Below are 12,812 nucleotides of genomic sequence, written 5' to 3' on the forward strand. Positions count from 1 at the left end.
CCATTCAGAAGAGCCGAAGATGTTATTCGATTCAACAGTGCGCCGCGAACTCGCGCGGACCTTCGGCGCCACGCTCGTCGTGATCCTGACCATCGTGCTGACGATGTTCCTGATCCGCACGATCGGCCAGGCGGCCAGCGGCGTGGTCGCGCCGCAGGACGTCGTGCTGCTGCTGGGCTACGTCGCGCTCGGGCATCTGCCGACGATGCTGACGCTGTCGCTGTTCGTCGCCATCGTCATCACGCTGGGCCGGATGTACCGCGACAGCGAGATGGTGATCTGGTTCGCCAGCGGCGTCGGCCTGGCGCGCTTCGTGCGCCCGGTGCTGCGCACCAGCTGGCCGGTGCTGCTGGTCATCGCCGCGCTGCTGCTCTTCGTCTGGCCCTGGGGCAACCGCAACAGCCTGGAGCTGCGCCAGCGCTACGAGCAGCGCTCGGACCTGTCGCGCGTGACGCCCGGCGTCTTCCAGACCTCCAGCGACGGCAGCCGCGTGTTCTTCATCGAGCGCGACACGCGCGAAGGCGGCGACGCGCGCAACGTCTTCATCGTCGCCCAGACCGGCGAGAACGAGATCGTCACCTCGGCGCGCAGCGGCCACCTGGAGACCCAGGGCGACGACCGCTTCCTGGTGCTCGAACGCGGCCAGCGCAACGACGTCGACCTGAAGACCGGCGAGAAGGCGCTCTCCAGCTTCGAGACCTACCGCGTGCTCGCCGATGAGAAGCAGGCGCGCGACGCCACGCGCCAGCCGCCCAAGGCGATGAACACGCTGGACCTGCTGGAAGACCCGTCGCAGGCCAACCAGGGCGAACTAGCCTGGCGTTTCGGCCTGCTGACCGGCGCCGGCAACATGCTGCTGCTGGGCATCGGCCTGGCGGCGGCCAACCCGCGCCGGGCCAGCAACTGGAACCTGCTGCTGGCGCTGATGGGCTTCGTCGTCTACTTCAACCTGATCAACCTGTCGCAGGCCTGGGTGGCCAGCGGCCGCCTGAGCATGGGCGCGGCGCTGGTGGCGGTGCACGGCACGGCCTTCGCCGTCGCGCTGGCGCTGCTGTGGTGGCGCGACCATGCCGCCGTCGTGTCCTGGGGCCGCCGCCGGGGAGCGCGTGCATGAAGACCGTCCGCCGCCTGCTCTACCGCGACATCGTCGCCTCGGTCGTCTTCGTCGCGCTGGCCTTCCTGTCGCTGTTCTTCTTCATCGATCTGGTCGAGAAGATGGACGGCGTCGGCCGCGCCGGGCGCACGACCAGCGTCGCCGTGATCTCGGCGCTGCTCGAGCTGCCCGGGCACTTCTACGAGCTGATGCCGATCGCGGTGCTGATCGGCACGATCTACTCGCTGGCGCGGCTGGCACAGTCCTCGGAGTTCACGATCCTGCGCACCGGCGGCCTGGGCCCGGGACGCGCGCTGTCGCTGCTGGCCGTGCTGGGCGTGATCTTCGCCGCGGTGACCTTCGTCGTCGGCGACTACGTCGTGCCGGTGGCCGAACGCAAGGCCGTGGCGGTGAAGACGCTGGCCGCCGGCGGCATGCGCGTCGGCGGGCGCACCGGCGCCTGGCTGAAGGAGAAGCGCATGACGCCCGAAGGCGAGCACAGCTTCTCGGTCAACCTCGCCGGCACGACGCGCAACGGCCATTTGCGCGGCATCCGCATCTTCGAGTTCGACGCCGACGGCCGGCTGTCGGTGCGCATCAGCGCGGCCACCGGCACCGTCGCCTCCGACGGCACCTGGACGCTGGTCGACGCCGAGGTCGTGCGCTGGCCCGACGCCGCCAAGCGCTTGCCCGACGCCCGCATCGACGAGCAGCACGTGCCCAAGCTGCTGTGGACGAGCACGCTGACGCCGGACGTCGTCGCCGCCGCGGTGCTGCCGCAGGACTCGATGACCACCGCCGAGCTGTGGCGCTACAGCGCCCACCTGTCCGACCAGGCGCAGGCGACGCAGAGCTACGAGATCCTGTTCTGGAAGAAGGCGCTGTACCCGCTGGCCTGCCTGGTGATGATGGCGCTGGCCCTGCCCTTCGCCTACCTGCACGCGCGCGCCGGCAGCGTCAGCCTGAAGGTCTTCGGCGGCATCATGCTGGGCATCAGCTTCGTGCTGCTCAACAACCTCGCCGGCCACGTCGGCCTGCTGCGCAACTGGACACCGTGGATCGCCGCGGCCACACCCAGCCTGCTGTTCCTGCTGATGTCGCTGGGCGCCTTCGCCTGGCTGGTGCGCTACCGATGAGTCACGGCCTGATCCTCTTCGCCCACGGCGCGCGCGACCCGCGCTGGGCCGAGCCTTTCGAGGCCGTCGCCGCCCAGGTGCGCGCCGCGCGGCCGGGCGTCGCCGTGCGCCTGGCCTTCCTGGAGTTCATGACGCCCGACCTGGCCAGCGCCGGCGACGAGCTGGCCGCCGCCGGCTGCACCGAGATCGCCGTCGTGCCGCTGTTCCTGGGCGCCGGCGGCCACGTGCGCCGCGACGTGCCGGGGCTGCTGGACCAGCTGGCCGCACGCCACCCGGGCACGCGCTTCGTGCTGCAGCCGGCCGTCGGCGCGGCGCCCGAGGTCGTGGCCGCGATGGCCGCCGCCGCCGTGCGTGCGCTCGGCACCTGACCCCCACGAGGCCCGGATGAACCTGCACCAGTTCCGATTCGTCCAGGAGGCGGTGCGCCGCAACCTGAACCTCACCGAGACCGCCAAGGCGCTGTTCACCTCGCAGCCCGGGATCAGCAAGGCGATCCTCGAGCTCGAGGAGGAGCTCGGCGTCGACATCTTCGCCCGCCACGGCAAACGCCTGCGCCGCGTCACCGAACCGGGGCAGGAGGTGCTGAAGTCGATCGAGATCATCATGCGCGAGGTCGCCAACCTGAAGCGCATCGGCGAGCAGTTCTCCAAGCAGGACGCGGGCACGCTGTCGATCGCGACGACGCACACCCAGGCGCGCTACTTCCTGCCCGGGCCGATCGCCCAGCTGCGCAAGCGTTTCCCGAAGGTGCAGGTCGTGCTGCACCAGGGCATGCCCGAGCAGGTCGCACGCATGCTGCTCGACGACGTCGCCGAGGTCGGCCTGGCCACCGAGGCGCTGGCGCATTACGAGGATCTCGTCACCCTGCCCTGCTACGAATGGCAGCACGTGATGGTGGTGCCGCCCGAGCATCCGCTGGCGACGGTGGAACGCATCACGCTGGAACAGCTGGCCGCCGAGCCGCTGGTGCTCTACCACGCCACCGTCTCCGGCCGCACGCGCATCGACCAGGCCTTCGCTCGCGCCCGGCTGAAGCCGGTGCTGGCGCTCGAGGCGATCGACTCGGACGTCATCAAGACCTACGTGCGCCTGGGGATGGGCGTGGGCATCGTCGCCGAGACCGCGGTGCGCGACGACCCGCCCGACTCGGGCCTGGTCGCGCGCCCGGTGGGCCAGCTCTTCGGCAGCAACGTCACGCGCGTCGCCTTCAAGCGCGGCGCCTATCTGCGCCACTTCGTCTACGCCTTCGCCGAACAGCTGTCCGATCGCCTGTCGGCGTCGCTGGTGCAGCGCGCGATGGCCGGCGAAGGCTCCGACTACAACCTCTGATGAACGAACCCCGCACCCCGTCGCTGCCCAGCCGGCTGCCGAAGGTCGGCACGACGATCTTCACCGTGATGTCGGCCCTGGCCGCCGAGTGCGGCGCCGTCAACCTCGGCCAGGGCTTCCCCGACTTCGACTGCGACCCGGCCCTGCTCGACCGCGTCAACGACGCGATGCGCGAGGGTCTGAACCAGTACCCGCCGATGGCCGGCGTGCCGGCACTGCGCCAGGCGGTGGCGGCCAAGATCGCGGCGCTGTACGGCCGCAGCTACGACCCCGAGCGCGAGATCACCGTCACCGCCGGCGCGACCCAGGCCATCCTCACCGCGGTGCTGGCCTGCGTGCACCCGGGCGACGAGGTCATCGTGCTCGAGCCCTGCTACGACAGCTACGCGCCGAACATCGAACTCGCCGGCGGCCGCGTCGTGCGCGTGCCGCTGACCCCGGGCAGCTTCCGCCCCGACTTCGAGCGCATCGCCGCGGCCATCGGGCCGCGCACCCGCGCGATCATCGTCAACACGCCGCACAACCCGGCGGCGGTCGTCTGGACCCGCGCCGAGATGCAGCGCCTGGCCGAGATCCTCGCGCCCACCGACGTGCTGCTGATCGCCGACGAGGTCTACGAGCACATGGTGTTCGACGGCGCCGAGCACGTCAGCGCCTCGGCTATCCCCGAACTGGCCGCGCGCGCCTTCGTCGTCTCCAGCTTCGGCAAGACGTTTCACGTCACCGGCTGGAAGGTCGGCACGGTGGCGGCGCCGGCGGCGCTGACGGCCGAGTTCCGCAAGGTGCACCAGTTCAACGTCTTCACGGTCAACACGCCGATGCAGCACGCGCTGGCGCGTTACCTCGCCGACCCCGCGCCCTACCTCGGCCTGGCGGCCTTCTACCAGCGCAAGCGCGACCTGTTCCGCGCCGGGCTGGCCGCGAGCCGGCTGAAGCTGCTGCCCTGCGAAGGCAGCTACTTCCAGAGCGTCGACTACTCGGCGGTCTCGGACCTGCCCGAAGCCGAGTTCTGCCAGTGGCTGACGCGCGAGATCGGCGTCGCCGCGATCCCGATCTCGGCCTTCTACGACGGCGGCTTCGAGCAGCGTTTCGCGCGGCTGTGTTTCGCCAAGCGCGACGAGACGCTCGAGCGCGCGCTGGAGCGCCTGGCCAGACTCTGAAGGACGCTCAGCCGCGCGGCGGGATCAGGTTCAGACCGCCGTCGGGTGCCGTCGGCGGGCCCGGATCGGACTCGGTCTCGAGTTCGCTCAGGTCGAGGTCGATCGCCGCCACCGACGGCGGCTCGGCGATGCCTGGGTCGAAGACCGAATCGCGCTCCAGCGTCAGGTACGGGTGCGGCGAGGTCATGCCGAACTCGGCTTCCTCGGTCAGCGGCAGCAGCAGGTCGACGGTGCCGCTCTCGACGGCCTCGCGGTCCAGCAGGTCGCGCGCCAGCGAGTACAGGAACAGCACCTCGCGGTAGGCCGGCAGGTCGAACAGCTCGCCACGCGACTTGCGGAACAGCAGCGCCTCCAGCTCGGCCATCGCGTCCAGCGGCCGGCCCCAGACCTGCTGCAGTCGCGGCAGCACGCCGGGGTAGTCGTCCAGCGAGCGGCCGTGCTGCAGGTCGGCTTCCCACTCCGGCGCGTAGGCGTTGAAGCGGCGGTTGAAGCGCTCGCGCGTGCGCTCGTAGGCCTCGCGCTCGCCGCGGCGGCGGTAGATCTCCAGCAGCTTCAGGTAGGGCAGCGGGCTGCCGCCGCCGGTGTCGCGCAGGTGCTCGACGAGCAGGTCGATGGCCGCGTCGTCCTGGCCGAGCACGATGAAGAACTCGGCCTGCTGCTCCAGGTCGAGCAGCTCCTCGATCGTGACGTCGCGCGGCGCGCCTTCGTCGGCACGCGAGCCGGTGGGCAGGATCTGCGTGCGTTCGCTGTGGATCTCGTGGACCTCGGGGCCCGACGTCGCGGGCTCGACCGGCGGCCGCGGCGGCGGCACCAGCGGTGCCGGCGGCGGCATCGGGATCTCGCTGGTCATCAGCGGCAGCTGCGAGGTCGGCATCGGCGGGCGCGGCGGCGCCTCGGCGGTCGCGGCGCGCTGCCAGGCGCGCTGGCGCTCCTGCTGCAGGGCACGCAAGCGCCACCACAGGCCGCCGGCCAGCGCCAGCAGCGCGGCGACGGCCAGCATCAGCGGTAGGCGCCAGCGGTCTTCACGTGCGTCGGCAAGCTGCCGGCGCAGTTCGCTCACGAGCTGGCGGCTCTGCTCGGCGTCGGCACGCAGCTGTTTGACGGTCTGCTCCAGCGTCGCGACCCGCGCCTCGGCGGCCGATGCCGACGAAGCCGCGGCCTCGGCCGCGCTGGCCGCACGGGAGACGGCGGCGATCGCGTCCTGCACCGCGCTGGCGGCCTCGGCCGTGGCCTGGGCGCGCAGGGGCAGGCTCTCGACCGGGTCGAGCTTCAGTCGGGGCGTGGCGACGGTGCTGCGCGCCGGGGCGGCGGGCCGCGGGCGCGGCGCTGCGGTCTCGGCTGCAACAGCACGACGGCGCGGTTCGGCGCGCGCCGGCGCCGGCGCGGCCGCGGCAGACGTCGGCGTCGCCGGGGCGGCCGCCGGCGACGGCAGGTCCACCGGGCGCGACTGCGGCACCGCGGCGGCCATCGTCGGCGCGGCCACCGGCGCCGGATCGGCGAAGAGCACGAAGCGCCGCGACAGCCGCGTGGGACAGCCGATGGCCAGCGTCACGGTGACCACCGGTTCGTCGATCGTCGGTTCGGTGGCGACCCGCATCGCCAGCGCTTCGGCGCCGACATCGGCATGCACGTGCACCAGCGAGGCCGGCAGCACGCGGTCGCCGGACATGACCTCGGCACGCACGCACTCCGGCGAGATCTGGTCGCCCGGGTCCAGGCGCAGCGTCGCGGAGAAGGAGAGCGGGCGGCCCAGAACCGCCGCCTGATCGGCACGCGCCCAGCCCAGGGCGGAGGCGCTCTGGGCCGCGGACAACAGGGCGATGGCGATCCAGATCGTTGACGGTGGCCGCTTCTGTAGCATTCTTGGAATCGTCTTCGGCACGGCGCGGGGCACTCTATCACGAAGGGTTACAACTTCGAGGTCAAGCGCACCGGCGGATCTGCCGATGGACGAAGAGCGTTCGAAGTCGCCGCAGCCGGAGGCTGTGGCGCAGTCGCCCGCATCCTAGCCCAGGCCCGGCTCCCGCGGCCCTCCGGCCCGCGTTCGTGCTCGCCTACCGGCGCACCGAAGTCACGAACCGGACTCGTGCGTGACTCCCGCACGACGCCCCCGCCCCCACCGTCATCTCCCGCAAGCGCAGGTCGAACGCGGCTTGCCCAACCGTCGGCATGGCCCCGGCGCGCAAGAATCGCCGGGGCGACCGCTTTGTCGCCGCCGAGACAAGACATGACGACCCCGGTTCTTACACTCGAAGAGCGCCAGAACATCGAGAACGGCGCATGGTTCGCCAAGCTCTCCCCTGCCCTGCGCGATGACATCCTCGAACGTTCTCACGTGCGCCGCCTGCCCGACGGGGCGCCGCTGGTCGCCCGCGGCGCACGCGCCGAGGAGTGGTGCGGCGTCGCACGCGGCGCGGTACGCATCAGCACGATCTCGCTGGGCGGCAAGCAGGTGACGCTGACCTACGCGGAGCCCGGCGTCTGGTTCGGCGACATCGCGCTGTTTGACGGCCTGCCGCGCACCCACGACGCCGACACCCACGGCGAGACGACGCTGCTCGTCGTGCGCAAGCCCGACTTCCGCGAGCTGCTGGCACGCCACGTCGAGCTCTACGAGGCGCTGCTGCGCCTGAACTGCCGCCGCCTGCGGCTGATGTTCGACCACTTCGAGGACGTCAACACGCGCCCGCTGCAGGCCCGCCTGGCGCGCCAGCTGCTGCTGCTGGCGCGCAGCTACGGCGTCGAGGAAGGCGGCGAGCTGCGCATCGGCCTGCAGCTGGCGCAGGAAGACCTGGCGCAGCTGCTGGGCGCCTCGCGCCAGCGCGTCAACCAGGAGCTGAAGGGTTTCGAACGCGAAGGCGCGATTCGCGTCGAGCCGACGCGCCTGGTCGTGCTGGCGCGCGAGAAGCTGATGGAGATCGCCGAACGCTGAAGGTCCGGTGCCGGCGACGAAGACGATGAAGACCGAGGAGACAGATCGTGGATTCGTACACCGGCACCCGCCCGATGGCGGCCAGCCATGCCTTCGACGTCGCCGCGCTCGAGCGCTGGCTGGCGCATGAACTGCCGGGCTTCCAGGGCCCGCTCTCGGTCGAGCAGTTCAAGGGCGGGCAGTCCAACCCGACCTACAAGCTCGTCACGCCCGGCGGCGCCTGGGTGATGCGCACCAAGCCCGGGCCGGCCGCGAAGCTGCTGCCGTCGGCGCACGCGATCGAACGCGAGTACCGCGTGATGCAGGCGCTGGCCGCCACCGCGGTGCCGGTGCCGCGCATGGTCGCGCTGTGCGAGGACGAGGCCGTCATCGGCCGCGCCTTCTATCTGATGGACTTCGTCGCCGGGCGCGTGCTCTGGGACCCGGCGCTGCCCGGCATGAGCCCGGCCGAACGCGCCGCGATCCACGACGAGGCCAACCGCGTCATCGCCGCGCTGCACACCGTCGACGTGGCGGCGCTGGGCCTGGCCGACTACGGCCGCCCGGGCAACTACTTCGAGCGCCAGATCGCGCGCTGGAGCAAGCAGTACCAGGCCTCGGTCACCGAGCCGATCGCCGAGATGGACCGGCTGATCGACTGGCTGCCGCAGCACCTGCCCGCCGGCGCCCGCGACGAGCGCCAGGTCGCCGTCGTGCACGGCGACTTCCGCCTCGACAACCTGGTCTTCGCGCCCGACGCGCCGCGCGTCGTCGCGGTGCTCGACTGGGAGCTGTCGACGCTGGGCCACCCGCTGGCCGACTTCAGCTACCACTGCATGGCCTGGCACATCCCGCCCGGGATGTTCCGCGGGCTGGGCGGGCTGGATCTGGCGGCGCTGGGCATCCCGTCCGAAGCCGATTACCTGCGCCGCTACTGCGAACGCACCGGCCGCAGCGACGCCGAGGCGCTGATGGCCGACTGGAACTTCTACCTCGCCTACAACCTGTTCCGGCTGGCCTCGATCACGCAGGGCATCGCCAAGCGGGTCGTCGACGGCACGGCGTCGAGCGCGCAGGCCAAGGCCACCGGCGCGGCGACGCGGCCGCTGGCCGAACTGGCCTGGCGCTTCGCCTCGCAAGCCTGAGACCGCAGGAGCCGACGATGGACTTCGCCTATTCCGAACGCACCCAGGCGCTGCGCAGCCGGCTCTCAGCCTTCATGGCCGAACACGTGGAGCCGGCCGAAGCCGAGTTCGCGGCCGAGATCCGCGCCAACACCGAGGCCGGCCGGCGCTGGACGCCGCTGCAGACGATCGAGCGCCTGAAGCCCGCAGCCCAGGCCGCGGGCCTGTGGAACCTGTTCCTGCCCGAGAGCGAGTACGGCGCCGGGCTGACGAACTCCGAGTACGCGCCGCTGGCCGAGATCATGGGCCGCGTGCCCTGGGCCAGCGAGGTCTTCAACTGCTCGGCGCCGGACACCGGCAACATGGAAGTGCTGGTGCGCTACGGCACGCCCGAGCAGAAGCGCCAGTGGCTGGAACCGCTGCTGCGCGGCGAGATCCGCAGCGGCTTCGCGATGACCGAGCCGGCCGTCGCCTCGTCGGACGCGACCAACATCGAAGCGCGCATCGAACGCGACGGCGACGACTACGTCGTCAACGGCCGCAAGTGGTGGACCAGCGGCGCCGGCGACCCGCGCTGCAAGGTCCTGATCTTCATGGGCAAGACCGACCCGCAGGCGGCGAAACACGCCCAGCAGTCGATGATCCTGGTGCCGATGGACGCGCCGGGCGTCACGGTGCTGCGGCCGCTGGGCGTCTTCGGCTACGACGACGCGCCGCACGGCCACATGGAGGTCGACTTCGTCGACGTGCGCGTGCCGGCGGCCAACCTGCTGCTCGGCGAAGGCCGCGGCTTCGAGATCGCCCAAGGGCGGCTGGGCCCGGGCCGCATCCACCACTGCATGCGCCTGATCGGCCTGGCCGAACGGGCGCTGGAGCTGATGTGCCGGCGGGCGCTGGCGCGCAGCGCCTTCGGCCGCACGATCGCGCAGCAGACCGTCACCCAGGAGCGCATCGCCGAGGCGCGCTGCCGCATCGAGCAGGCGCGGCTGCTGACGCTGAAGGCGGCGTGGATGATGGACACCGTCGGCAACAAGGCGGCCAAGGCCGAGATCGCGATGATCAAGGTCGTCGCGCCGACGATGGCCGGCCAGGTGATCGACTGGGCGATCCAGGCCCACGGCGGCGCCGGGGTCTGCGACGACTTCCCGCTGGCCTACGCCTGGGCCAACGCACGCACGCTGCGTTTCGCCGACGGGCCCGACGAGGTGCACCGCAACGCCATCGCGAAGATCGAACTCGGGCGCTGGGCGCCGCGTCAGGGCTGAGGCGGCCGCGGCGCGACCATCGCCTCGGCGCCGAAGATCTCGACGCCGGCGCGCTGAGCCTCGTGCACCGCGACCTCGAACAGCGCCAGCCAGGCTTCGAGCGCGGCGTTGTCGGGATCGGACTGGGCCACGCGCAGCGTCAGCCGGCCGCGCGCGGCCATCAGCACGAAGGGCGTGTCGCCGCCGGGCGCGGCGGCCAGGCGCTCGCCCAGCGGGCCGGCCAGCCACTGCATCAGCCAGGGCTTGGCGCTGGCCATCGCGACGTAGTGCTCGCGCAGATCGCCGAGCTCGAGCCCGGTCAGGCGCGGGAACATCACCAGCCAGCGCATCTCGGGCGGCGTCTGGTCGTCGATGCGCGTCTGCACGCCTTCGACGTACTGGTCGAAGACCTGCTTCTCCAGCCGCTGCTGCAGCTCGCGGCCCATCACCAGCGCCTGCAGGTCGGGCGGCAGGCCGCATTCGGAGCGCAGGCGCAGTTCGGCGCCGACGATGTACGGCCGCTGCGACGGGCCCCACTCCAGCCGCCAGGGCCGCTTGCCGCGGAAACGCCCTTCGACGACGAAACCGTCGTGGTCACGCACGCCGCGGAAGGCCCACTGGCGCGTCTCCGCCCAGGTCGACACGGCGTCCCAGCGGCGGGATCCGGACGACGAGCGCGAGGTGAACAGACGTTTCAGGCCTTCCAGCATGTCTTAGAGTCCGCACGAGGCGGCCGACGGTCCGGCCGCGACGGGGGACGGGATGATCGAAGTGTATTCGTGGGCCACACCCAACGGGCACAAGGTGCACGTGATGCTGGAGGAGTGCGGCCTGCCCTACCGCGTGCACGCGGTGGACATCGGCGCCGGCGAGCAGTTCGCGCCGGAGTTCCTGGCGATCAGCCCGAACAACAAGATCCCGGCGATCGTCGACCCCGACGGGCCCGACGGCCAGCCGATCTCGCTGTTCGAGTCGGGCGCGATCCTGCTGTACCTGGCGGGCAAGACGGGGCGCTTCCTGCCCGCCAGCGTGCGCGGCAAGTACGAGACGCTGGAGTGGCTGATGTTCCAGATGGGCGGCGTCGGCCCGATGCTCGGCCAGGCGCACCACTTCCGCATCTACGCGCCGGAGAAGATCGCCTACGCCGTCGATCGCTACACCAACGAGGCCAAACGCCTGTACGGCGTGATGAACCGCAAGCTGGCCAAGACGCGCTACATCGCCGGCGACGAGTACACGATCGCCGACATCGCGATCTTCCCCTGGCTGCGCAGCTGGAAGAACCAGGGAATCGACTGGAACGACTACCCGCACCTCAAGGGCTGGTTCGACGAGATCGGCGCCCGCCCGGCGGTGCAGCGCGGCTGCGAGGTGCTGGCCGACCGGCGCAAGCCGATCACCGACGACAAGTCGCGCGAGATGCTGTTCGGCGCGACGCAGTACCGGCAGCGCTGATACGACGACGGCCGCCCCGCGGGGCGGCCGTCGCAGCCGGCTTGCGGCGTCAGGACATCAGAACGCCGGCACCACGGCGCCCTTGTACTTGTCCTGGATGAACTTCTTCACCTCGGGCGAGTGCAGCGCGGCGACGAGCTTCTTGATCGCCGGAGCGTTGGCGTTGTCCGGCCGTGCGGCGACGAAGTTGGCGTACGGCGAATCGGCGCCTTCGATGAACAGCGCGTCCTTCGTCGGCACCAGCTTGGCTTCGAGCGCGTAGTTGGTGTTGATCAGCGCGAGGTCGACGTCGTCCAGCGCGCGCGGCAGCTGCGCCGCCTCGAGCTCGCGGAACACCAGCTTCTTCGGGTTGGCCGTCACGTCCTTGGCGGTGGCCAGGATGTTGGACGGGTCCTTCAGCTGGATCAGGCCCTGCTTCTGCAGCAGCACCAGCGCGCGGCCCGAGTTCGACGGGTCGTTGGGGATCGCCACCGTGGCGCCGTCGCGCAGCTCGGCGATCTTCCTGATCTTCTTCGAGTAGGCGCCGAAGGGCTCGACGTGCACCTTGCCGTCGGCCACCGGCACGATGTGCGTCTTGCGGTCCTTGTTGAAGCTGTCGAGATACGGCTTGTGCTGGAAGTAGTTGGCGTCGAGCTGCTTCTCCTCGACGGCCAGGTTGGGCTGCACGTAGTCGGTGAAGACCTTGACCTGCAGGTCCACGCCCTGCTTTTTCAGCACGGGCTTCACGAATTCGAGGATCTCGGCGTGCGGCACCGGCGAGGCGGCGATCTTCAGCACCTCGTCGGCCTGGGCGGCAAACGGCAGCACGGCGACGACCAGCGCCGACAGCGCGTGTTTGAACGACATTTCTTTTCCTTGGGAAGCGGTTGAACGGACACCGCGGTCGGCGACCACGGCATGCGTCCAGGCTACCCAGCGCCGCTTATCCGGTGAACGGACGTTTGGCTGTTTGAAAACTCGCTTCCCGCATGACGCGGGAGGCCGCCGCTCAAACCTCGAGGTCGAGCAGGCTGGCGGTCATCGCGTCCTGCGCGCGGAAGGCCATCAGGTTGGCGCCGAAAGCGTGCTGCGCCTCGATCATGCCGACGGTGTCGGCTTCCAGCGCGTTGCCCGCCTCGGGCATTTGCGCGATCGAGACCGTGACGCCGGCGGGCTGGGCCGTGGCAGCCTGCGCGACCTGGCGGCGAAAGCCTTCGGTCTGCAGGTTGGCGACGTTGTGCCCCGCGACGTCCAGACGGGTCTGGGCGGCGTTCAGGCCGGAGAGGCTGGCGGAGGCGGCGGGTGTCACGGGGTCGGCGCGGCGAGGAACGGCGCCGCGATCATCGCCCGGATCGCCCCCGGCGCGGGAGCGCCGAACGCG

General features: G+C 71.1%; 13 protein-coding genes. 9 read left to right on the plus strand and 4 right to left on the minus strand.

The window, feature by feature from the left end; all coding sequences use genetic code 11:
- The first annotated feature begins 19 nt into the window (after positions 1–19).
- Genes lptF through RGE_RS14215 form a run of 5 tightly spaced genes read left to right on the plus strand, consistent with a single transcriptional unit; the run spans position 20 to position 4,718 of the window.
- Entirely contained in the window at positions 20–1,114 is a 1,095-nt protein-coding gene (gene lptF / locus RGE_RS14195; RefSeq protein ID WP_014429115.1) for an LPS export ABC transporter permease LptF, read from the plus strand.
- Positions 1,111–2,229, plus strand: a complete 1,119-nt coding sequence (lptG, locus tag RGE_RS14200; protein ID WP_014429116.1) for an LPS export ABC transporter permease LptG — start codon at positions 1,111–1,113, stop codon at positions 2,227–2,229. The genes lptF and lptG overlap by 4 nt, the downstream gene beginning before the upstream one ends.
- Entirely contained in the window at positions 2,226–2,597 is a 372-nt protein-coding gene (locus RGE_RS14205; RefSeq protein WP_014429117.1) for a sirohydrochlorin chelatase, read from the plus strand. Before lptG ends, RGE_RS14205 begins: the two co-directional genes overlap by 4 nt.
- Before the next feature lie 16 nt (positions 2,598–2,613).
- Positions 2,614–3,558, plus strand: a complete 945-nt coding sequence (locus RGE_RS14210) for a CysB family HTH-type transcriptional regulator (RefSeq protein WP_014429118.1) — start codon at positions 2,614–2,616, stop codon at positions 3,556–3,558.
- On the plus strand, positions 3,558–4,718 hold the full coding sequence (locus tag RGE_RS14215) for a pyridoxal phosphate-dependent aminotransferase (protein ID WP_014429119.1): 1,161 nt from the start codon (positions 3,558–3,560) through the stop codon (positions 4,716–4,718). Before RGE_RS14210 ends, RGE_RS14215 begins: the two co-directional genes overlap by 1 nt.
- Before the next feature lie 7 nt (positions 4,719–4,725).
- Here RGE_RS14215 and RGE_RS14220 read toward each other — a convergent pair whose 3' ends face one another.
- Positions 4,726–6,531, minus strand: a complete 1,806-nt coding sequence (locus RGE_RS14220) for a hypothetical protein (RefSeq protein WP_043784124.1) — start codon at positions 6,529–6,531, stop codon at positions 4,726–4,728.
- A gap of 414 nt (positions 6,532–6,945) precedes the next feature.
- On the opposite strand from RGE_RS14220, the gene RGE_RS14225 reads away from it, so the two are divergent.
- The 3 genes from RGE_RS14225 to RGE_RS14235 all read left to right on the plus strand — a co-directional run bounded on the left by RGE_RS14225 (position 6,946) and on the right by RGE_RS14235 (position 10,018).
- Positions 6,946–7,650 carry a Crp/Fnr family transcriptional regulator gene (locus tag RGE_RS14225; protein WP_014429121.1) on the plus strand — a complete coding sequence of 235 codons (705 nt, stop codon included), beginning with the start codon at positions 6,946–6,948 and terminating at the stop codon, positions 7,648–7,650.
- A 74-nt stretch (positions 7,651–7,724) separates the two neighbouring features.
- Positions 7,725–8,774, plus strand: coding sequence for a phosphotransferase (locus tag RGE_RS14230; protein WP_052311005.1), 1,050 nt, complete (start codon positions 7,725–7,727; stop codon positions 8,772–8,774).
- Positions 8,775–8,791: 17 nt separating this feature from the next.
- Positions 8,792–10,018, plus strand: a complete 1,227-nt coding sequence (locus tag RGE_RS14235; protein WP_014429123.1) for an acyl-CoA dehydrogenase family protein — start codon at positions 8,792–8,794, stop codon at positions 10,016–10,018.
- Here the strand turns inward: RGE_RS14235 and RGE_RS14240 are convergent.
- Complete coding sequence (locus tag RGE_RS14240) at positions 10,009–10,707, minus strand: hypothetical protein (RefSeq protein ID WP_014429124.1); 699 nt, start codon at positions 10,705–10,707, stop codon at positions 10,009–10,011. The two genes, RGE_RS14235 and RGE_RS14240, sit on opposite strands and share 10 nt — an antisense overlap.
- A gap of 52 nt (positions 10,708–10,759) precedes the next feature.
- Between RGE_RS14240 and RGE_RS14245 the strand changes: the two genes are divergently transcribed.
- Positions 10,760–11,452: a glutathione binding-like protein gene (locus RGE_RS14245; protein ID WP_014429125.1), complete on the plus strand. Its 693-nt coding sequence runs from the start codon at positions 10,760–10,762 to the stop codon at positions 11,450–11,452.
- 57 nt (positions 11,453–11,509) lie between these two features.
- On the opposite strand, the gene RGE_RS14250 is transcribed toward RGE_RS14245, so the two are convergent.
- The gene (locus RGE_RS14250; protein WP_014429126.1) at positions 11,510–12,298 is read right to left on the minus strand and encodes a MetQ/NlpA family ABC transporter substrate-binding protein; all 789 of its coding nucleotides are present in this window, start codon (positions 12,296–12,298) and stop codon (positions 11,510–11,512) included.
- Positions 12,299–12,440: 142 nt separating this feature from the next.
- Positions 12,441–12,740, minus strand: a complete 300-nt coding sequence (locus tag RGE_RS14255; protein WP_014429127.1) for a flagellar basal body protein — start codon at positions 12,738–12,740, stop codon at positions 12,441–12,443.
- Positions 12,741–12,812 lie beyond the last annotated feature (72 nt).

Origin of the sequence: Rubrivivax gelatinosus IL144, assembly GCF_000284255.1 — a bacterium.
Lineage (GTDB): Bacteria > Pseudomonadota > Gammaproteobacteria > Burkholderiales > Burkholderiaceae_C > Rubrivivax > Rubrivivax gelatinosus_A.

Bases quoted from the DNA above. Each gene is read 5' to 3' on its own strand.
- lptF (WP_014429115.1), top strand. From the start codon at position 20: ATGTTATTCGATTCAACAGTGCGCCGCGAACTCGCGCGGACCTTCGGC.
- lptG (WP_014429116.1), top strand. From the start codon at position 1,111: ATGAAGACCGTCCGCCGCCTGCTCTACCGCGACATCGTCGCCTCGGTC.
- RGE_RS14205 (WP_014429117.1), top strand. From the start codon at position 2,226: ATGAGTCACGGCCTGATCCTCTTCGCCCACGGCGCGCGCGACCCGCGC.
- RGE_RS14210 (WP_014429118.1), top strand. From the start codon at position 2,614: ATGAACCTGCACCAGTTCCGATTCGTCCAGGAGGCGGTGCGCCGCAAC.
- RGE_RS14215 (WP_014429119.1), top strand. From the start codon at position 3,558: ATGAACGAACCCCGCACCCCGTCGCTGCCCAGCCGGCTGCCGAAGGTC.
- RGE_RS14225 (WP_014429121.1), top strand. From the start codon at position 6,946: ATGACGACCCCGGTTCTTACACTCGAAGAGCGCCAGAACATCGAGAAC.
- RGE_RS14230 (WP_052311005.1), top strand. From the start codon at position 7,725: ATGGCGGCCAGCCATGCCTTCGACGTCGCCGCGCTCGAGCGCTGGCTG.
- RGE_RS14235 (WP_014429123.1), top strand. From the start codon at position 8,792: ATGGACTTCGCCTATTCCGAACGCACCCAGGCGCTGCGCAGCCGGCTC.
- RGE_RS14240 (WP_014429124.1), bottom strand. From the start codon at position 10,707: ATGCTGGAAGGCCTGAAACGTCTGTTCACCTCGCGCTCGTCGTCCGGA.
- RGE_RS14245 (WP_014429125.1), top strand. From the start codon at position 10,760: ATGATCGAAGTGTATTCGTGGGCCACACCCAACGGGCACAAGGTGCAC.
- RGE_RS14250 (WP_014429126.1), bottom strand. From the start codon at position 12,298: ATGTCGTTCAAACACGCGCTGTCGGCGCTGGTCGTCGCCGTGCTGCCG.